The organism is Sphingobium cupriresistens, from assembly GCF_004152865.1.
GTDB classification, from domain to species: Bacteria; Pseudomonadota; Alphaproteobacteria; order Sphingomonadales; family Sphingomonadaceae; genus Sphingobium; species Sphingobium cupriresistens.
On the sequence record NZ_SEOO01000001.1, the window covers coordinates 161,903 to 180,362 of the forward strand.

An 18,460-nucleotide genomic window follows, 5' to 3' on the forward strand; every position below is an offset into this window, starting at 1 on the left:
AACAGATATGGACCCCATCAGGGAACTGCACCGGTGTTGCAAGCAAAGAGCGACGAAAAATGCCGCCTTTCCAATATTTCAGCCGAGCTTTTCGAAAAGTGGATCAGCCGCCGGGAAGGGAAGGATCGGGTCCGTGCTCCACGATCGCCGCCGTCAGCGCAGCGCGCATGGCGGTCGCGACCGTGCGCGCCAGCTCCGCCTGCCTGAAGGGCTTGTCGAGGCGCAGGCGCTGCGTGGCGTGCGGCGGCAGCTCTGCAAAGCCAGTGATAATGACGACCGGCAGGCCGGGCTGCATCTGCTCGATCGCGTCGGCCAGTTGCGCGCCGGTCATGCCCGGCATGGCATGATCGGTGACGACCAGGTCCACGCTGCCGCGCTCCAACAACCGCAGCGCATCGGCGCCGGAAGACGCCTGAAACACGGTATGACCCAGATCCTCCAACATGCCGGCGGTGTTCGTCAGCACCAGATCGTCGTCATCCACCGCCAATATGACCAGAGGCGTATCGGGGTCGTGCATATCCTCCACCACCATGGCGATGTGCCGGGCATTCGCGTCGACCTGCGCCATCGGCAGCCATAACGACACGCTGGTGCCGACGCCGGGTTCGCTGGCGATCGTCAGCGATCCGCCGCATTGCTGGGCGAAGCCATGCACCATCGACAGGCCAAGGCCGGTGCCTTTGCCCACGCCCTTGGTAGTGAAGAAGGGTTCGCGCGCGCGCTCCAACGTCGTGGCGTCCATGCCCTCGCCCTCGTCGATCACGGACAGGCGGATATAGTCGCCAGCGCCCAAATCCGGCCTTTCGTCCTGCGCGACGATCATCTGCGCCGCTTCGACGATGATCCGTCCGCCGTCCGGCATGGCGTCGCGCGCATTGACCGCCAGGTTGAGCAGCGCCAGCTCCAGTTGCGAAGGGTCGGCATGGGCCGCGCCCAGCGCCGGCGGAAAGCGCATCTCTATGGCCACCGCCGCGCCCAGCGTGGTACGGAATAATTCGGTCATGCCCTGCACCAATGTGATGCAGTCGATGCTCTGCAGCTTCAGTTCCTGCTTGCGCGCAAAGGCCAGCATCCGCTGCGTCAGGGTCGCTCCGCGCTCGGCCGCGGTCATGGCATTGTCAAGATAGCGGGCGATGTCGCCGCCGGTGGCCAGCCGTTGCCGGGCAAGGTCCAGGCTGCCCACGATCACCGCCAGCAAATTGTTGAAATCATGCGCCACGCCACCGGTCAGCTTGCCGATCGCATCCATTTTTTGCGTCTGGATGATGGCGTCGCGCGCTTCGTCGAGCGTGCGCTGCGCCTCGCGCCGTTCGGTCAGTTCGCGGGTGATCTTGGCAAAGCCCAGCAATGTGCCGTCCGGGGTGCGGATCGGGTCGATCACGACATTGGCCCAGAAGCGCGATCCGTCCTTGCGGATGCGCCAGCCTTCCGCTTCGAACCGGCCCACGCTCTGCGCGGTATGGAGCGCGCGGGAGGGGAGGCCCGCCAGCCGATCCTCCTCGCTGTAGAAGCGGGAGAAATTCTGGCCCAATATCTCCTCGGCCCTGTAGCCCTTGAACCGTTCCGCGCCCATGTTCCAACTCGTCACCGTGCCAACGGGGTCCAGCATGTAGATGGCGTAATCGGTCACGCTCTGGACCAGCAGCCGGAAGCGTTCCTCGCTCGCGCGCAAGGCGTCCTGCGCGGCGCGACGCTCAGTCAGGTCGCGCGTCACCTTGGCGAAGCCCAGCAGGCGTCCGTCGGGCGCGCGGATCGGGTCGATCACCACGCTGGCCCAGAAACGTCCCCCATCCTTGCGGACGCGCCATCCCTCCGACTCGAACCGGCCTTCATGCTCGGCGGCGTAGAGCGCCATGGCGGGCACGCCGCTCGCCAAATCCTCCGGCGTGTAGAAGCGCGAAAAATGCTGGCCGATAATCTCATCCGCCTCATAGCCCTTGAAGCGGCGCGCGCCCGCGTTCCAACTGGCCACGATGCCCGTGGGATCGAGCATGTAGATGGCGTAGTCGGTAACGCTTTGAACCATAAGTTCGAAGCGATTGCCTGTTTCGTCAGTGGAGGCGGTAATCATGATGTCCCCGAATTAAGCGCCGGCGGACGGTGCTCTCTTTGCCATTGGCAAAACGGCGCTGCGACGCAATCGTTCCATGGCCTTGCACGGCCCGCCCCCTTGACTTGAAACGCCGCGCTGCGCACCACGCCGGCTCTATTGCGCAGGGAGCGGGCATGGCGACGAAGGCGACGATCACGGTCATTGGCGAAGCGATGCTGGAACTGAGCCGCGGCGATGGCGACAGCTGGAACCTGCGCTATGGCGGCGACGTCATCAACACGGCGATCCATCTGGCGCGGGCGGGCGACACAGTGCGCCTCGCCAGCGCGCTCGGCGCTGATCCGATGAGCGCGCAGCTGTGCGCCCAGTGGGAAGCGGAGGGCGTGGACACGTCGCTGGTGATCGCGGCGAAGGGCAGGCTGCCCGGTCTCTACGCCATCGAGACGGATGCGGCGGGCGAGCGCAGTTTCCATTATTGGCGCAGCGAGGCGGCGGCGCGGCGGATGTTCGACCTGCCGCAAAGCGCGGCCATGGTGGCGCAGGCGGCGCGATCGGACCTGCTCTATTTTTCGCTCATCACCCTGGCGATCCTGCCCGATGCCGGGCGGGAGGCGCTGCTGGACCTGTGCGCGCAGGTGCGAGCGCAAGGCGGCCGCATCGCCTTCGACGGCAATTATCGCGCCCGGCTGTGGGATGATGCTGCGACCGCGCGCCATTGGCGCGACCGGGCGATCGCGATCAGCGACGTGGGTCTGCCGACCCTGGCGGACGAAGTCGAGATGGGCGAGGCGGACGACGCCCGCGATGCGGCTGCGCGCTGGGGCGTGGGTGAGGGCAAGGACGTGGTCGTCAAGCTGGGCGGCGACGGCTGCCTGGTCGCGGGCGAGGTCGTGCCGATCCCGCGCCAACTGGACGTCATCGATTCGAGCGGAGCGGGGGACGCTTTCAATGGCGGCTATCTCCACGCCTGGCTTGCCGGCGCCAGCCCGCATGAGGCGGCGCTGGCCGGGCATCGCCTTGCCGGCTGGAATATCGGCCACCGCGGCGCGATCCCGGCGCGTGATGCAGAGGCGCCTTACGGCTGATCCCCGTTGACAGCAGGCCATAGCTTGCGCCATGGGCGGGAACCGGCGCGCGGGTGTAGCTCAATGGTAGAGCTTTTGCTTCCCAAGCAAGTGACGAGGGTTCGATTCCCTTCACCCGCTCCATTTTCAGATATGCCGTCAGCCGACCTGACGCTTCGCCAGTTTGCGGGCCAGGGTGCGGCGATGCATACCCAGTCGCCGCGCGGCTTCGGAAATGTTGAACTCGCTGTCCTTAAGCACTTCATGGATATGCTCCCATTCCAGCGTCTTGATCGAGGTCGGCCGAGGGGCGAGCGGCGCTGCGGGATCGCCGCCGGAGCGGGCGAAGGCGGCCTCGATATCGTCGGTGTTAGAGGGCTTGGCCAGATAGTTGGTCGCGCCCAGCTTGATCGCCTCTACGGCCGTCGCGATGCTGGCGAAGCCCGTCAGCACCACGATCAGCATGGCCGGATCATGGGCGTGGAGCGCCTGGACACAGGCCAGGCCCGATTGCGGGCCAAGCTTGAGATCGACGACCGCGAAGCCGGGGCGGTTGTCGGCCAGCACGGCCATCACCGATTCCAGGCTGTCGGCCGACAGCACGCTATAACCGCGCCGTTCGAACGAGCGTTTGAGCGTGCGGGCGAAACCTTCGTCATCCTCGACGATCAGCAATTGCCGTTCATCCGTCATCATTCGCCTCCTCCAGCGCCAGCGTTGCAAGCGGCAGGCGCAGCAGGATCATCGCGCCGCCCTCAGCGCCGTTGCTGGCATCGACCCGCCCGCCCAGCTTGCGCACGACATTGACGACGAGAAAGAGGCCAAGGCCGCCGCCCTGCTTGCCCTTGCTCGACCGGTAGGGTTTGCCGACATCGGCCAGCATCGCCGCGTCGAAGCCGCGGCCATTGTCGCGCACCGCGATGTGCAGCCACTGGCTGTCGCGGCTGACCATCATGTTGATATAGGTCGCGCCCGCCTCGCGCGCATTGTCCAGCAGGTTGGTCACCGCCTGGCGGATCACCGGATCGGCGATGATGCGCGGATATTCATGCGGGCCGAAATCGCAGCGCAGCGGCATACCCGGATTGGCGATCCGCCAGTCGCGCGCGATGTTGTCGATGAAATCGCGGACATTGGTGACTTGGGGCGCTTCGCCGCGCGCTTCGCCGGCGGACATCAGGATGCCGGTCAATATGGTCTTGCAGCGTTTGACCGCCGCTTCCATCTCGCCCACTTCCTCGACCAGCGCGGGGTGCGCCTTGATTTCGAGCATGTGCCGCCAGTCGCCCAGCACCACGGCAAGCTGGGCAAGGGGGGTGCCCAGCTCATGCGCCGCGCCCGACGCCAGCAGGCCCATGCGCACGATATGCTCTTCCTCGACCGCCTGCTGCCGCAGTTCCGCCAGATAGGCCTCCCGCTGTTGCAGGTTTCGGGTCACGCGAGTCATGAACAGCACCAGCAGCACCGCGATCATCGTGATGCAGATCCAGGTGCCGACGATATGCAGGTCGAACAAATGCCCTTCCAGCGTTTCGCTGAGGTCGAGCGGACGATAGACGAAGGCCAGCATCGCCGTGCATAGCGTCGATACCGCCACGATGCCCCATACGCTCCACCGGTGCAGCAGCACCGCGCCCAGCGCCACCTGCACCAGGTAGAGGGACACGAACGGATTGGTCGCGCCGCCGCTCAGGTAAAGCTGGGTGGTCAGCGCGAACACGTCGAACAGCAGCGCCAGGAACAATTCGGCATGGGTGATGTCGGTGCGCCGGCGCAGCACCATCAGGCTGCCGATGTTCATCGCCGTCGCGATGCAGGGCACGACCAGCATGGATGGCAGCGGCAGGCGGATGTCCATGGCGAAATGGACGAACAGGATCGTCGCGACCTGCCCGGCGATGGCGATCCAGCGCAGCTGCACCAGCAACGCCATGTTGCGACGGCCGGCTGCGTCTGCAGGCCACCGGCCGGGCAGCCAGCGCATACGTCTTGCAGGCGGTGCGGTCATTCCCGGCGATCTTTTCCCGACTGGCGCATGACCAGGCTATAGGCCCCGGCGACCATCGCCGCCAGTATGAACCAGGTGATGGCATATTGCAGATGGCTGTTGGGGAAACGGACGACGGTCAGCCCGCCGACCGGCAGGGCGTCGGGCGAAGGCCCCGCCTGCGCGTCGATGAAATAGTTGGCGATCGGCATGAGCCTGCGCGTGGCGGCGATGGCGGCGACGTCGCGTGAGTACCAGCGGTCGGCGACGGGATCGTTGCTGCGCAGGAAGCCGCCGCCCGGTTCGGTCAGGCGCAGCAGGCCGGTCACGCGCACCACGCCCTGGGGCCGGTCGTAACGGGTCTTGGCTTCGGGCGGCACGAAACCACGGTTGACGAACAGGATCGCACCGTTCGCCTGGCGCAGCGGGGTGAGCACCCAATAGCCCGCGCCGCGGACCGTGGCGGCCTGCACCAGCGCGGCCTTGTCATGCAGGAAGATGCCGGTTGCGGTGACGCGGCGATATTCGTCGGCTTTGTTCGCTCTGGCCGGGGCCGATGCCGGCGCGGCGTGGATACGGGCATCAACGCGGGCGATCAGGTCGCGCTTCCATGCCAGCCGTTCCACCTGCCAGACGCCAAGCGCCATGAGGCCGACGAACAGGATCAGCGCGGCCAGCGTCAGGCCGACCGGGAACCCCGCCTTTTGGGGGCGGGGGTCCATGTCTGTCACGGCATCTGGCTCATGTCATGCGACATGGTCGGCATCATATTATGGTTCAAATGATACATGACCCAGGTCGATCCCGACAGGGTGATGACGACCAGCACCAGCGTGAAGATCAGCGCCATCATCGACCAGCCGCCTTCGGAACGGGTGTTCATGTGCAGGAAGTAGATCATATGCACCACGATCTGCACGATCGCGAAGGCCATGATGATGATCGCGGTGGTCTGCGGATTGGCGAAATAGCCGGTCATGACCAGCCAGAAGGGGATGGCCGTCAGCAAAACCGACAGGCCGAACCCGATCATATAGCTGCCCATGCTGCCATGTGCCCCGGCATCATGATGATCGTCATGGCCATGCCCGTGATTGGCGTGCCCATGATCGTTTTGGGCGTGATCGTGCGCGCTCATCGCAGCATTCCCATCAGATAGACAAAGGTGAAGACGCCGATCCAGATGACGTCGAGGAAGTGCCAGAACATGCTGAGGCACATCAGGCGGCGCTGGTTGGCGGGGATCAGGCCATGTTTGGCGACCTGCACCATCAGCGTCACCAGCCAGATGCAGCCGAAGGTGACGTGAAGTCCGTGGGTGCCGACCAGCGTGAAGAAGGCAGACAGGAAGCCCGACCGCATCGGCGTCGCGCCCTCATGGATGAGGTGCGCGAACTCGTACATTTCGATGCTGAGGAACGCCAGGCCGAACAGGCCGGTGATGGCCAGCCAGCCCTGCGTCGCGCCGACCCTGTTCTTCTCCATCGCCAGCATGGCGAAACCATAGGTGATGGAGGAGAAGAGCAGCATGGCGGTGTTGAGGGCCACCAGCGGCAGGTCGAACAAATCTTTCGGCCCCGGCCCCGCCGCATAATTGCCGCCCAGCACCGCATAGGTGGCGAACAGGCAGGCGAAGATGAGGCAATCGCTCATCAGGTACATCCAGAAGCCCAGCATGGTGCTGGAGCCTTCGGGATGATGCGGCTCATGCGCCAGGTGAAAGAGCGGGTTGCCGTCCTTGTCGAGGAAGGCGGGGTCGATCGGAGATGCGCTTGCCATGACGATTTAACCCTGGGTCGCGAGCAGCGCGGTGCGCTCGCCCTCGGTGCGCTCGACCACATCCTTGGGGATGTAGAAGTCGCGCTTATAGTTGAAAGTATGGCCGATCGCGACGGCCAGGATGCCGACGAAGCTGAGGCCAGCGAGCCACCAGATGTACCAGATCATGCCGACCGAGAAGGCGATGGACAGCCCCGCGATGATGATGCCGGTGCCGGTGTTGGACGGCATGTGGATCGCTTCATAACCCGTCAGCGGACGCTGATAGCCGCGCTTCTTCATGTCGGCCCAGGCGTCATTGTCGTGAATGACGGGCGTGAAGGCGAAATTATAGTCTGGCGGGGGCGAGCTGGTCGCCCATTCCAGCGTGCGGCCGTTCCACGGATCGCCCGTCGTGTCGCGCAGCTTCTCGCGGTTGATGATGCTGACCGCGAACTGGACGAACATGCAGGCGATGCCGGCCGCGATCATCAGCGCGCCGAAGGCGGCGATCTGGAACCAGATTTGCAGCGAAGGATCGTCGAACACGCGCATCCGGCGGGTCACGCCCATCAGGCCGAGGATGTAGAGCGGCATGAAGGCGAACCAGAAGCCCACGACCCACAGCCAGAAGCTGCGCTTGCCCCATTTGGTATCCAGCGTGAAGCCGAACGCCTTGGGCCACCAGTAATTGATCGCCGCGAACAGGCCGAACAATACGCCGCCGATGATGACGTTGTGGAAATGCGCGATCAGGAACAGCGAGTTGTGCAGCACGAAGTCGGCGGGCGGCACGGCGAGCAGCACGCCGGTCATCCCGCCGACGGTGAAGGTCAGCATGAAGGCCACGGTCCACATCATCGGCAGGTCGAACCGGATGCGCCCGCGATACATGGTGAACAGCCAGTTGAACAGCTTGGCGCCAGTCGGGATGGAAATGACCATCGTCGTGATGCCGAAGAAGCTGTTGACGCTGGCGCCCGACCCCATGGTGAAGAAGTGGTGCAGCCACACGAGATAGGACAGGATCGCGATAACGACCGTCGCATAGACCATCGAACTATAGCCGAAGAGCCGCTTGTTCGAAAAAGTCGAGGTGACTTCGGAGAACACGCCGAACAGCGGCAAGATGAGGATATAGACTTCCGGGTGACCCCAGATCCAGATCAGGTTCACATACATCATGGGGTTGCCGCCCATGTCGTTGGTGAAGAAGGCGGTGCCGACATAGCGGTCCAGCGACAGCAGCGCCAGCACGGCGGTCAGCACCGGGAAGGCCGCGACGATCAGTATGTTGGCGCACAGCGAAGTCCAGGTGAAGACCGGCAGCTTCATCATGTTCATGCCCGGCGCGCGCATCTTGACGATGGTCGCGATCAGGTTGACGCCCGACAGCAATGTGCCGATGCCTGCGATCTGCAAGCCCCAGATATAATAATCGACGCCGACCCCTGGCGAATAGGCGATGCCCGACAGCGGCGGATAGGCCAGCCAGCCGGTGCGCGCAAATTCGCCCACGAACAGCGACATCATGACGATCACGGCGCCCGCCGTGGTCATCCAGAAACTGAAATTGTTGAGGAAGGGGAAGGACACGTCGCGCGCGCCGATCTGGAGCGGGACGATATAGTTCATGATGCCCGTAATCATCGGCATCGCGACGAAGAAGATCATGATGACGCCATGCGCCGTGAAAATCTGGTCATAATGATGGGCGTTGAGATAGCCCTCCGACCCGTTGAACGCCATCGCCTGTTGCAGGCGCATCATCACCGCATCGGCAAAGCCGCGCACGAACATGATGAGGCCCAGGATCATGTACATGATGCCGATGCGCTTATGGTCGACGGTGGTGAACCAGTCGCGCCACAACATGCCCCATAATTTATATTTGGTGATGCCCGCGACGACGACGAGGCCGCCGAGCATGACCATGATGAAGGTGCCGACGACGATCGGCTCGTGCAGGGGCAGCGAACTCCAGTCGAGCCGACCGAATATCAGCTTCCAGATGCCGCTATTTTCAGAGGCGGGGGAGGGGGACATGGCGTCTAGCCTTCAGGCGAGAGAGGAAAGAAAGAACGGGGGCAGGGCATGGGCGATCACATGCCTTCATGACCGGCATGGCCACCGCCATGCCCATCGCCGTCCTGCTGGCCGGGGGCTTGCTTGCCCCGCGCGGCCGGGGTGCGGTCCGCGGCCGGGGTCATGCCCGCGGGCTGGGCGATTTCGCCCTTCTTGCCCGGTTCGACCGGATGATAACCGCCGACGTCGATCGTGCCGTCATGGCGTAGCCCTTCGACGTTATGCGCGGACTCCTTGCCCGCGCCGCCTCGGCTGTCGGTCATCATCACCGCGTCCATGCACTTCTTGCCCGGCTGCACGCACATGTTGAGCGCAGCGTGGAAAAGCCTGGGCTCGACGCCGCTGAAATACATCGGCGGCACCTTTTCGCTGGGCTGCTCCAGCTTGACATAAGTCGCCCGGTCCAGCGTCGCGCTGCTGGCCTTCACCTTGGCGACCCACTGGTCGAAACCGGCCTGGTCCACGGCGTGGAAGCGGAAGCGCATGTTGGAGAAACCGGCACCCGAATAATTGGCGGAGAAGCCCTCATAATCGCCCGGCTTGTTGGCGACCGCGTGCAGCACCGTCTGCATCCCCGGCATGGCGTAAATCTGACCAGCGAGCGCGGGCACGAAGAAGCTGTTCATGATGGTCGAGGAGGTGATTTTGAACTCGATCGGCCGGTCGACCGGCGCGGCCAGTTCGTTCACCGTCGCGATGCCCAGTTCAGGGTAGATGAACACCCATTTCCAGTCCATCGCCACCACTTCGACCTGCAACCGCTTGGCGGCCGGATCGACCTTGCGCGCATGATCGACGCGATCGAGCGGGCGATAGGGGTCGAGCAGATGGGTGCTGCTCCACGTCACCGCGCCCAGCGCGATGATGATCAACAGCGGCGCCGACCAGATCAGCAGTTCCAGGCTGGTCGAATGATCCCAGTCGGGGTCATAATCCTCCGCTCGTCCCTTTTCCCGATATTTCCAGGCGAACCAGATGGTCATCGCCATCACCGGAATGATGATCAGCAGCATCAGCGCGGTGGAAATCAGGATCAGGTCGCGTTGCTGCATTGCAACGTCGCCGGCGGGGGACAGGACCACCCAGTTGCATCCGCCCAGCGGCAGCAGCAGGAGTGGCGCGATTCGGCGCAGGAATGCGCGCTTGGTGGCGGGATGACGGGCTATCATGCGGCCCGCATTATCAGGATGGCCGGCGCGCGACATTGGACCTTTTGTCCTATCCCTGTGCATCTGCAAAATAGGGCATGGGTGAATTTATCACCGGGATGATTCGTCGCGCAACGAAGTGCGGCACGGATCGTTCCCGCAGCATGAAGGTCCGTTTTACCCCATGACTTCCGCGACGACCACGCCCAATTCGACCCAGGCGGAACGCGACGTGCGCCAGCTTCATGCCCATGGGCACAAGAAGATCGCGCCCGGCGAGATCGCGATCGGCGTCATCATCGGGCGGACGTCGGAATTTTTCGACTTCTTCGTCTATGCGATCGCGTCCTGCATCGTCTTCCCGGCGCATATCTTCCCCTATATGTCGCCGCTGATGGGGACGCTCTGGTCCTTCGCCATCTTCGCGCTCGCCTTCATCACGCGCCCGATCGGGTCGTTCATCTTCATGGCGGTCGATCGCGCTTATGGTCGCGGCGTCAAGCTGACCATCGCATTGTTCCTGCTGGGCGGATCGACGGCGGCCATCGCCTTCCTTCCGGGCTATGACACGATCGGCCATGGCGCCGCCTTCCTGCTGGCGCTGTTCCGCGCCGGACAGGGCGTGGCGCTGGGCGGCACCTGGGACGGCCTCGCCTCCTTGCTCTCGCTCAACGCGCCGCAGAACAAGCGCGGCTGGTATGCGATGATGCCGCAACTCGGCGCGCCGCTGGCGCTCATGGTGGCGGCCGGCCTGTTCGCCTTCTTCCTCAACACCCTCTCGACCGCGGACTTCCTCGACTGGGGCTGGCGCTATCCCTTCTTCGTCGCCTTCGCGATCAACGTGGTGGCGCTGTTCGCCCGCCTGCGGATCGTCGTGACGCACGAGTTCGAGCGCCTGTTCGAAAGTCGCGAGCTACAGCCTTCGCCGGTTATCGAAACCGTCCGCAGCGAAGGGCGCAACATCGTGATCGGCGCTTTCGCGCCTATGGCCAGCTTCGCGCTGTTCCACATGGTCACCGTGTTCCCGCTGTCCTGGATCGCGCTCTATACCGACCAGCCGCTGGAACGATTCCTGATGATCGAGGTAATCGGCGCGTTCGTCGGCGTGCTGGCGATCATCGTGTCGGGCTTCGTCGCCGACATGGTGGGCCGCCGGACCCTGATTGGATGGTCGGCCGTGGGGATCGCCATCTTCGCCGTCGCCGCGCCCTTGCTGCTGAACGGCGGCGATCTGGGCGAAGTCGCGTTCATGGTGCTGGGCTTCATCCTGCTGGGCCTCAGCTTCGGCCAGTCGTCGGGCATCGTGGCCTCCAACTTCCGCACCGCGACCCGCTATACCGGGTCGGCCCTGACGTCGGACCTCGCCTGGCTGGTGGGCGCGGGTTTCGCGCCACTGGCGGCGCTTTTGGTGTCCGCCGAATTCGGCCTGGCTGCGTCGGGCGTCTATCTTTTGTCGGGTGCGGTGGTGACCGGGGTCGCCCTGTTCGTGAACAAGGAACTGGCCGGCCGCGATCGTTAAGAGGCCGCGCGCATCCTTTTGAGCGCCTTGCGGTCGAACCAGGCGGTGAGGCCGGGGCGCGGGCGGAAACGCGGCAGCCATTCGGAATAGAGGATGGCAAGACGCGCGGGGAGGCCGGCCGGCCCCTCGCGCGTCATGATGTCCGACACGATCCGGTTCTGGTAGAAACGCACCGAATAGTTGACCAGCCGCTTATAATGCATGTGCCAGGTTTGGGGCCGGGCCAGGCTGACCTGTTCGCACAGGAAACCCGCATCGTCGCAGGGCACGACCCCCGCCAGATCCCAGGCGATATCCTTTTGCAGTCCGGTATGCGCCCAGGACGCCACCAGCCCGTCGTCGCCGATCAGGTCGTCGGGCAGGCGCAGCCCGCGGGCGCGGATATCCCGCACGAAATTCCCAGACAGTGCATAGAGATCGCCGAACAGCCCGCCTTCGCTGTGGAGCGTGCCGCGATAGGTTGCCGCCATCCGCCCGTTCATCGGCATTCCCGATGCGGCATTGGCGCGGGGGTGGGCGGCCAGATCGGCGACCAGCGCGTCGATCGAGCCCGCCACGATCTGCGCATCTCCATCCAGGAAGACGACCGCATCCTCGGACCCGGTCAGCAGGTCATGGACCATATGGTTCCAGGTCCGCGACTTGCCGCCCGCCTGAATGTCATGGACGATGACATTAGCCCGGCCGGTCGCCGCTGCCCGCGCCCGCGCGACCGTGGCGTCGGTCGTGCCGTTCACCAGCACATGGAAGATTGTGTCCGCCCGGTCGAGCGGCAGGGACGCCAGGCAGGCGCCGATCCGGCGTTCTTCCTGATGGGCGAAGATGGCGACGGCGACGGAAGAGGGGGGGACCGTCATTGCCTTAACGGAAGTCCCAGCCCTGCTGGCCATGCTGGCTGGCGTCGAGGCCGTCGGCCTCTTCCTGCGCGCTTACCCGCATGGGGATGACGACCGAAACGACCAGCGCGGCGATCGCGCTGCCGACCATCGCCCACAGCGCAACCACGACCAGGCCGATGGCCTGAGAGGTCAAGGCTCCGAGCAGGCTGATATTCGCGTCGAAGCCGACCCCGCCCAGCAGCGGCAGGACGAACAGCGGCAGCAGCAGTATGCCGGTCAGGCCGCCCAGCCCATGGATGGCGAAGACGCTCGCGCCGTCGTCGACCCGGCCGGACAGCAGCCCCATGCCGATGCGGGACACGCAGGCGGCGATGACGCCGATCAGCATCGCGCCGCCGGTGCCGACCAGCGCGGCGCTGGCCGATATGGCGGCGATGCCCGCCAGCGCGCCGGACAGGATGCCCGTCGCACTGGTGCGGGCGCTCAGCATCCGGTCGAGTAGCCCCCAGGTCAGCGCTGCGGCGCAGGCGGCGAAGAGGTGATTGAGGATGGCGGTCGCGGCGTCGTCCGTCGCGCCCAGCGCCCAGCCGCCGACCACGCCGGACAGGCCGATCCAGAGCAGCCCGCCGCCGGCCAGGCTGAGCAGGGGAGCATGGCCGGGATCGGACGGCTCGCGTCGTGGGCCTGCGATCAGGGCGAGAGCGAGCGCGGAAAAGCCCGCCACGCCATGCAGCACCAGCCCGCCGGCGAAATCCATGACTCCCAGGTCCGCGAGCCAGCCGCCGCCCCACACCGCATGGGCGACCGGGGCATAGACCAGCAGCAGCCAGAGCGGGGTGAAGGCGATCCACCAGCCGATCCGCGTCCGCTCCGCCACCGCGCCCACCAGCAGGCAGGCGGCGAGCAGCGCAATCGACAACTGGAACAGGATGAATGCCGATTCGGGCACCGTCAGCCCGTCACGCAACTGGGCGAGATTGGCGAGCAGCAAATTCGCGTCGCCGCCCAGCCAGGCGCTGCCCGGCGCATAGGCGATGCTGTAGCCCGCAATGGCCCAGGTCAGCGCGGCGACCGCCGCGACCGAGGCTCCCTGCGCCGTCACCGACAGGGCGCTGCGCACATTGACCTGCCCCGCATGGCGCAGCATCAATCCCGGCAACGCGGCCAGCAGCACCAGCAGCGCGCACAGGATCATCCAGCCGGTGTCGCCGCTGTCGGCCACGGCCACCTGCGCCCAGGCAGGTTGCGGCATCGCCAGCATGGTCAGAAGGGGCAGGGCGAAGTAAATGCGCATCATCAAAACCCGGCTATGGACAAGTCCGCTGTGTCTAGCGGCGCTCTGGTAAAGTTTTCGATAAGCAAGGTCGATGGCGGTAGAGGATGGCGCGGGGGTGACGCCCGGTCGAAGCGACCGCGACGCGCCACATGGGTCACATTCATGCGACAGCGGCGCGACGCCTACGTGACAGTGATGCGCCGATGGCGGAGCGCCAGGGCTGTCGGGGAGAGGCGGGTTCATCCAGAAGGATAGACCAGACAAAATCCTATGTTGAAAGCCTTCCGTGGACGGGCGTCTGGCTCGTCTTTCCGCCGATGGGTGGCGAGAGGCGGTTTACAGATGCCGCTATGGTAATGGCGCTCCCTTCCCTTTAGAGGGGCGGCGCAGTTCCAAGACATTCATGCAGACGATGGCAGGTAGATGATGGCCCGCAAATATTCGAAACATGGTCGCTACGAAGACGTGGCTGTCGAGGAGGATGCGCCCGCGCCGGTGATAGACTGCTGGCTGTGCGGGCGGCCGACCGGCAAGACAATCGTCTGGCATCATCCTGTTCCCAAAAGCCGGGGCGGGCGCGATGTCGTTCCCATGCATGGCATCTGCCAGCAGACGCTGATCGCCAATTTCACCAATTCCGAATTGCAGCGCCATGGCACGGATGTCGAGGGCCTGCTGGCCCATCCCAATGTGCGCAAATTCGTCGACTGGGTGGCGAACAAAGACCCCGATTTTACCGCGACCACGGCCAAGAAGCAGCGTTAGGGCGCGCGACGATTTGCCTGCTGCGCTCGGATATGAGCAGGATGCCGGGTCAAGCCCGGCATGTGGAAGGGAATGCAGGCGACCGGAAGCGGACTGTCCCGCTTTGCCCTCTTCCGCCTTCGCGGGAGAGGGCTCAGGCAGCAGAACGTCTGCTACCCACCTCACTATCGCCACTAACTTAACGCTCGCCCTGCGCCTGAAACCACGGCGCCATCCGCGTGATCGCGTCCTCCACCCGGTCGGTGGACACCGCGAAGCTGAATCGGATGAAGCGATGGCCGTCCACGGGATCGAAATCGATCCCCGGCGCGGTCGCCACGCCGGTTTCGCGCAGCAGCTTCTGGCAGAAGCGCAGGCTGTCTTGGGTCAGGTGGCCGATGTCGGCATAGATGTAGAAGGCGCCGTCGGGCGGCGCGATGCTGGCCAGGCCCATTGCGGGCAGGGCGTTCAGCAGCAATTGCCGGTTGCGGCGATAGCTGGCGACATGCCCGTCCAGTTCGTCGGTGCAATCGAACGCGGTCAGCCCGGCGCGCTGGGCCAGCACCGGCGGCGTCAGGAACAGATTGCCCATCCGCGCGCGCGCCGCGTCGATCAGGGCGGGCGGCACCACGATCCAGCCCAGCCGCCAGCCGGCCATGCTGTAATATTTGGAAAAGCTGTTCACGATCACCGCGTCGGGCGCATATTCCAGCATGGAGTGAGCCGGTTCGCCAAAACTCAACCCATGATAGATTTCGTCGGAAATGATGCGGATGTCGCGATCGGCGCAGACCGCTGCGATCCGCGCCAGTTCGTCCGACGGGATGATCGTGCCGGTGGGATTGGCCGGGCTGGCGAGGATCAGCCCGTCCGGCGCGGGATCGATCGCCGCCAGCGCATCGGCGCTGATCTGATAGCGTTCGGCCGGGCCGCAGGAGATCTCGACCGGCTCCAGATAGAGCGCCTTTAAATTATTGCGATAGGCGACATAGCCCGGCCGCGCCGTCGCCACCCGCGCGCCCGGCGCGAACAGGCAGGTCAGCGCCAGCACCAGGCCGGGCGACGCGCCGCAGGTCAGCAAAATCTGTTCGGGGTCCACCGCCACGCCATGCCGCTCGCCATAATGGCGGGCGATCCGTTCCTTGAGCGGCATGCTTTCCCAATAGCCCATGGCCTCCGTGTCCAGCACATGATGCGCCGTGGCGATGGCGTCGGCGGGCGCGCCGGTGGAGGGCTGGCCGAATTCCATATGCAGGATGGACCGGCCCGCCGCTTCGAGCGCATGGGCTTCGCGGCTGATGGCGATGGCGTGGAAGGGGGATATGTCGGCGATCATGGCCGCGCTGGGTAGAGGGGCGTCGCAACCATGTCCATGGCCGCTACGTTCTAGCCGGCATGAACCAGACCCTGCTTGCCGCTTTACAATATTATGGTGCGGGCGCGGCGACGATCGCCGCGCTAATCGTATCGCTCAACCTGGGACGACGCATAACCGGATGGGCATTCGTCCTGTTCGTCACCTCCTCGATCGCGCTCACCGCCTGGGGTTTCCTGGACAAGGACAGCGAGGGGATAGGCTGGCAGAATGTCGCCCTGCTGCTCATCAACGCGGTCGGCGTGTGGCGCTATCTGATTTCCAAGCATGAGGTGCGGGATTGAATCCTGTCCTGCAAGGGGAGGGGGACCGTTCGCGAAGCGAATGGTGGAGGGGTGTCACCCTATCGATAGCGCGCTACCCCTCCGTCACGCGCTTCGCGCGCGCCACCCCCCCCCTTTGCAGGGGAGGATTTATGCTTCCGCGATCCACACCTCAACCGGCACGACATCCTGCAACAGCGCCAACCGGATCGGCAATTCCTCGACGACGCCACCCGCCAGCGCGCGATCATAGACCGCTTTCTTGGCCGCGCCGCTGATCTGGAGGAAGATATGGCGGCTCTGCGAAATCCCGTGCGCCGTCAGGGACATACGCTCGTGCGGCGCGAACGGGGGCGTCGCCGCGATCGTCAGCGCTTGGCTCGTCAGCCCTTCGGCCAGTTCCTTGCCTTCCGGGAAAAGCGACGCCGTATGTCCGTCATCGCCCATCCCCAGCAGGATGATGTCCAGCGGCCAGGGCAGGTCGGCGAAGGCCGCCTCGACCGCGGCTTGCCCCGCATAGGCGTTCGCGGCCGGCGTCTTCATCGGCACGAAGCGCGCCTGCGCCGCCGCGCCCCTGAGCAGCGTGTCGCGGACCAGCTTCTCATTGCTGTCGGCGTTGTCGGGCGCGACCCAGCGTTCGTCGACCAGTGTCACCACGACCTTGCCCCAGTCGAGATCGACCTGGCTGAGCGCTTCCAGCACTGGCCGGGGCGAACGGCCACCCGACAATGCGATGCTGGCGACGCCGCGCTGCGCGACCGCATCGGACAGGATCGTGGCGATGCGCGCGGCGATGTCGGCCGCGGCCTGCGCGCCGGTGGCGAAAAGATGTTCAATCGGCATGGGGCTCACTCGGCTGCTTGCGGAATCGTGCAGATGTCGATCCACGTCGCCCCGGTCAAGGCCGCCAGCCGATCGGGCGTCAGTTCGACCGAACTGGTGCGCGATCCGGCCGCGGGAAAGACGGTGGCGAAATCCTTGAGCGACAGATCGCAATAGACGGGCAGGGGAGAGGCGAGGCCGAAGGGGCAGACGCCGCCGACCGGATGGCCAGTGATCGCCTCCACCTCATCCGCGCCCAGCATCCGCGGCTTGGCGCCCAGCGCCGCCTTCGCCTTGCCATTGTTGAGCCGCGCGTCGCCCCGCGCGCAGACCAGCACGACCGTATCGCCCACCCGCAGCGACAGCGTCTTGGCGATCCGCGCCGGTTCGACGCCCAGCGCGGCGGCGGCCTCGATCACCGTTGCGGTGCTGACGCCCTGGTCGATAATCGCCACGTCGGGCGCCCGTTCCGCAAAGAAGGCGCGGACGCTCGCCTCGCTCATCCGCGCCCGCCTGTTTCACGGTCCCCCAGCTTGCGCTCCCACGCCAAAGCATGGGCGACGATCTGGTCCAGATCGGCATGGCGCGGCGTCCAGGGGAAGGTTTTCAGGATCGCGCCATTGTCGGAAATCAGCTTGCCCGGATCGCCCGCCCGACGGCCAACCATGACGCGCTCGATCGGATTGTTGGTCGCCCGATCGACCGCGTCCAGCACCTCCAGCACGGAAAAGCCCCGGCCATAGCCGCAATTGAGCAGATGGTTGCGATCCGGCTCGGCGATCAAGGCCTCCAGCGCCAGCAGATGCGCGGCGGCCAGGTCGGTCACATGGATATAGTCGCGCACGCCCGTCCCGTCCGGCGTATCGAAATCGGTGCCAAATACGGCGACGCTCTCCCGCTTGCCCAGCGCCGCCTCGACCGCGACCTTGATCAGGTGGGTCGCGCCTGCCGTCGATTGGCCCGTCCGTCCCTGCGGGTCCGCGCCCGCGACATTGAAGTAGCGCAGCGCACAAAAATTCATCGGATGCGCCGCCGCCACGTCGCGCAACATATATTCGGTCATCAGCTTGGACATGCCATAGGGATTGATCGGCCGCTGCGGCGTATCCTCCCGCACCGCTTCGACGTCCGGGGTGCCATAGGTGGCGGCGGTGGACGAGAAGATGAAGTGCGGCACGCCCACCCGCACCGCGCTTTCGATCAGGTCACGGGTCTTGGCGCTGTTGTTATGGTAATATTTCAATGGGTTATCAACGGACTCCGGCACGACTACCGATCCTGCGAAATGCATGATCGCCTTGATGTCATGCTTGCGCAAGGTCGCTTCCACCAACGGTTGATCGGCAATATCGCCGCGCACCAGCGGCACGCCGTCCGGCACCGCCCAGTCGAAGCCGGTGACCAGATTGTCGATCACGACCACGCCATAACCGGCATCTTTCAGCGCCAGCACGGCATGGCTGCCGATATAGCCCGCGCCGCCCGTGACTAGAACGGTTGGTTTGATGGTCATGCTCTCGCCCC

18 protein-coding genes and 1 tRNA gene are annotated in these 18,460 nt (G+C 65.0%); 5 read left to right on the forward strand and 14 right to left on the reverse strand.

Annotation, left to right across the window (positions count from 1 at the left end):
- Positions 1-103: 103 nt before the first annotated feature.
- A complete protein-coding gene (locus EWH12_RS00780; protein WP_129925389.1) occupies positions 104-2,074 on the reverse strand; it encodes a hybrid sensor histidine kinase/response regulator in 1,971 nt (656 codons plus the stop codon).
- A gap of 155 nt (positions 2,075-2,229) precedes the next feature.
- Between EWH12_RS00780 and EWH12_RS00785 the strand changes: the two genes are divergently transcribed.
- Positions 2,230-3,141 carry a sugar kinase gene (locus tag EWH12_RS00785; protein ID WP_129925390.1) on the forward strand — a complete coding sequence of 304 codons (912 nt, stop codon included), beginning with the start codon at positions 2,230-2,232 and terminating at the stop codon, positions 3,139-3,141.
- A 49-nt stretch (positions 3,142-3,190) separates the two neighbouring features.
- Positions 3,191-3,264: transfer RNA gene (locus tag EWH12_RS00790), tRNA-Gly, on the forward strand.
- 15 nt (positions 3,265-3,279) lie between these two features.
- On the opposite strand, the gene EWH12_RS00795 is transcribed toward EWH12_RS00790, so the two are convergent.
- From EWH12_RS00795 to cyoA, 7 genes are read right to left on the reverse strand one after another with little or no spacing between them, the layout of a single operon-like run.
- Positions 3,280-3,813 carry a response regulator transcription factor gene (locus EWH12_RS00795; protein WP_066605003.1) on the reverse strand — a complete coding sequence of 178 codons (534 nt, stop codon included), beginning with the start codon at positions 3,811-3,813 and terminating at the stop codon, positions 3,280-3,282.
- Entirely contained in the window at positions 3,803-5,128 is a 1,326-nt protein-coding gene (locus EWH12_RS00800; protein WP_129925391.1) for an ATP-binding protein, read from the reverse strand. The genes EWH12_RS00795 and EWH12_RS00800 overlap by 11 nt, the downstream gene beginning before the upstream one ends.
- Positions 5,125-5,829 carry an SURF1 family protein gene (locus tag EWH12_RS00805; protein ID WP_129925392.1) on the reverse strand — a complete coding sequence of 235 codons (705 nt, stop codon included), beginning with the start codon at positions 5,827-5,829 and terminating at the stop codon, positions 5,125-5,127. Before EWH12_RS00805 ends, EWH12_RS00800 begins: the two co-directional genes overlap by 4 nt.
- Before the next feature lie 5 nt (positions 5,830-5,834).
- Complete coding sequence (cyoD, locus tag EWH12_RS00810) at positions 5,835-6,245, reverse strand: cytochrome o ubiquinol oxidase subunit IV (protein ID WP_129925393.1); 411 nt, start codon at positions 6,243-6,245, stop codon at positions 5,835-5,837.
- Entirely contained in the window at positions 6,242-6,886 is a 645-nt protein-coding gene (cyoC, locus tag EWH12_RS00815; protein ID WP_129925394.1) for a cytochrome o ubiquinol oxidase subunit III, read from the reverse strand. The genes cyoD and cyoC overlap by 4 nt, the downstream gene beginning before the upstream one ends.
- A gap of 6 nt (positions 6,887-6,892) precedes the next feature.
- The gene (gene cyoB, locus EWH12_RS00820) at positions 6,893-8,911 is read right to left on the reverse strand and encodes a cytochrome o ubiquinol oxidase subunit I (protein ID WP_066600962.1); all 2,019 of its coding nucleotides are present in this window, start codon (positions 8,909-8,911) and stop codon (positions 6,893-6,895) included.
- A 56-nt stretch (positions 8,912-8,967) separates the two neighbouring features.
- Complete coding sequence (gene cyoA, locus EWH12_RS00825) at positions 8,968-10,119, reverse strand: ubiquinol oxidase subunit II (protein ID WP_129925395.1); 1,152 nt, start codon at positions 10,117-10,119, stop codon at positions 8,968-8,970.
- Between the two features lie 163 nt (positions 10,120-10,282).
- Here cyoA and EWH12_RS00830 point away from each other — a divergent pair, with 163 nt between their 5' ends.
- A complete protein-coding gene (locus EWH12_RS00830) occupies positions 10,283-11,617 on the forward strand; it encodes an MFS transporter (protein WP_129925396.1) in 1,335 nt (444 codons plus the stop codon).
- Here the strand turns inward: EWH12_RS00830 and EWH12_RS00835 are convergent.
- Both EWH12_RS00835 and EWH12_RS00840 read right to left on the reverse strand, forming a co-directional pair.
- A complete protein-coding gene (locus EWH12_RS00835) occupies positions 11,614-12,474 on the reverse strand; it encodes a glycosyltransferase family A protein (RefSeq protein ID WP_129925397.1) in 861 nt (286 codons plus the stop codon). The genes EWH12_RS00830 and EWH12_RS00835 overlap by 4 nt on opposite strands.
- Positions 12,475-12,478: 4 nt before the next feature.
- Positions 12,479-13,750, reverse strand: coding sequence for an ammonium transporter (locus tag EWH12_RS00840; RefSeq protein WP_129925448.1), 1,272 nt, complete (start codon positions 13,748-13,750; stop codon positions 12,479-12,481).
- Positions 13,751-14,158: 408 nt separating this feature from the next.
- Between EWH12_RS00840 and EWH12_RS00845 the strand changes: the two genes are divergently transcribed.
- Positions 14,159-14,497 carry a hypothetical protein gene (locus EWH12_RS00845; RefSeq protein ID WP_066605010.1) on the forward strand — a complete coding sequence of 113 codons (339 nt, stop codon included), beginning with the start codon at positions 14,159-14,161 and terminating at the stop codon, positions 14,495-14,497.
- 178 nt (positions 14,498-14,675) lie between these two features.
- Here the strand turns inward: EWH12_RS00845 and EWH12_RS00850 are convergent, their stop codons facing one another.
- Positions 14,676-15,812: a pyridoxal phosphate-dependent aminotransferase gene (locus EWH12_RS00850; protein ID WP_129925398.1), complete on the reverse strand. Its 1,137-nt coding sequence runs from the start codon at positions 15,810-15,812 to the stop codon at positions 14,676-14,678.
- A 59-nt stretch (positions 15,813-15,871) separates the two neighbouring features.
- On the opposite strand from EWH12_RS00850, the gene EWH12_RS00855 reads away from it, so the two are divergent.
- Positions 15,872-16,135: a hypothetical protein gene (locus EWH12_RS00855; protein ID WP_129925399.1), complete on the forward strand. Its 264-nt coding sequence runs from the start codon at positions 15,872-15,874 to the stop codon at positions 16,133-16,135.
- A 129-nt stretch (positions 16,136-16,264) separates the two neighbouring features.
- On the opposite strand, the gene pgl is transcribed toward EWH12_RS00855, so the two are convergent.
- Genes pgl through galE form a run of 3 tightly spaced genes read right to left on the reverse strand, consistent with a single transcriptional unit; the run spans position 16,265 to position 18,449 of the window.
- Positions 16,265-16,957 (reverse strand): 6-phosphogluconolactonase, encoded by a 693-nt coding sequence (pgl, locus tag EWH12_RS00860; protein ID WP_129925400.1) that lies wholly within the window; start codon positions 16,955-16,957, stop codon positions 16,265-16,267.
- Between the two features lie 5 nt (positions 16,958-16,962).
- Complete coding sequence (locus EWH12_RS00865) at positions 16,963-17,439, reverse strand: YbaK/EbsC family protein (protein WP_066600971.1); 477 nt, start codon at positions 17,437-17,439, stop codon at positions 16,963-16,965.
- Positions 17,436-18,449 (reverse strand): UDP-glucose 4-epimerase GalE, encoded by a 1,014-nt coding sequence (gene galE, locus EWH12_RS00870; protein WP_066600972.1) that lies wholly within the window; start codon positions 18,447-18,449, stop codon positions 17,436-17,438. Before galE ends, EWH12_RS00865 begins: the two co-directional genes overlap by 4 nt.
- Positions 18,450-18,460 lie beyond the last annotated feature (11 nt).

Coding starts and splice junctions, on each gene's coding strand:
- EWH12_RS00780 (WP_129925389.1), bottom strand. CDS start 2,074: ATGATTACCGCCTCCACTGACGAAACAGGCAATCGCTTCGAACTTATG.
- EWH12_RS00785 (WP_129925390.1), top strand. CDS start 2,230: ATGGCGACGAAGGCGACGATCACGGTCATTGGCGAAGCGATGCTGGAA.
- EWH12_RS00795 (WP_066605003.1), bottom strand. CDS start 3,813: ATGACGGATGAACGGCAATTGCTGATCGTCGAGGATGACGAAGGTTTC.
- EWH12_RS00800 (WP_129925391.1), bottom strand. CDS start 5,128: ATGACCGCACCGCCTGCAAGACGTATGCGCTGGCTGCCCGGCCGGTGG.
- EWH12_RS00805 (WP_129925392.1), bottom strand. CDS start 5,829: ATGGACCCCCGCCCCCAAAAGGCGGGGTTCCCGGTCGGCCTGACGCTG.
- cyoD (WP_129925393.1), bottom strand. CDS start 6,245: ATGAGCGCGCACGATCACGCCCAAAACGATCATGGGCACGCCAATCAC.
- cyoC (WP_129925394.1), bottom strand. CDS start 6,886: ATGGCAAGCGCATCTCCGATCGACCCCGCCTTCCTCGACAAGGACGGC.
- cyoB (WP_066600962.1), bottom strand. CDS start 8,911: ATGTCCCCCTCCCCCGCCTCTGAAAATAGCGGCATCTGGAAGCTGATA.
- cyoA (WP_129925395.1), bottom strand. CDS start 10,119: ATGATAGCCCGTCATCCCGCCACCAAGCGCGCATTCCTGCGCCGAATC.
- EWH12_RS00830 (WP_129925396.1), top strand. CDS start 10,283: ATGACTTCCGCGACGACCACGCCCAATTCGACCCAGGCGGAACGCGAC.
- EWH12_RS00835 (WP_129925397.1), bottom strand. CDS start 12,474: ATGACGGTCCCCCCCTCTTCCGTCGCCGTCGCCATCTTCGCCCATCAG.
- EWH12_RS00840 (WP_129925448.1), bottom strand. CDS start 13,750: ATGCGCATTTACTTCGCCCTGCCCCTTCTGACCATGCTGGCGATGCCG.
- EWH12_RS00845 (WP_066605010.1), top strand. CDS start 14,159: ATGGCCCGCAAATATTCGAAACATGGTCGCTACGAAGACGTGGCTGTC.
- EWH12_RS00850 (WP_129925398.1), bottom strand. CDS start 15,812: ATGATCGCCGACATATCCCCCTTCCACGCCATCGCCATCAGCCGCGAA.
- EWH12_RS00855 (WP_129925399.1), top strand. CDS start 15,872: ATGAACCAGACCCTGCTTGCCGCTTTACAATATTATGGTGCGGGCGCG.
- pgl (WP_129925400.1), bottom strand. CDS start 16,957: ATGCCGATTGAACATCTTTTCGCCACCGGCGCGCAGGCCGCGGCCGAC.
- EWH12_RS00865 (WP_066600971.1), bottom strand. CDS start 17,439: ATGAGCGAGGCGAGCGTCCGCGCCTTCTTTGCGGAACGGGCGCCCGAC.
- galE (WP_066600972.1), bottom strand. CDS start 18,449: ATGACCATCAAACCAACCGTTCTAGTCACGGGCGGCGCGGGCTATATC.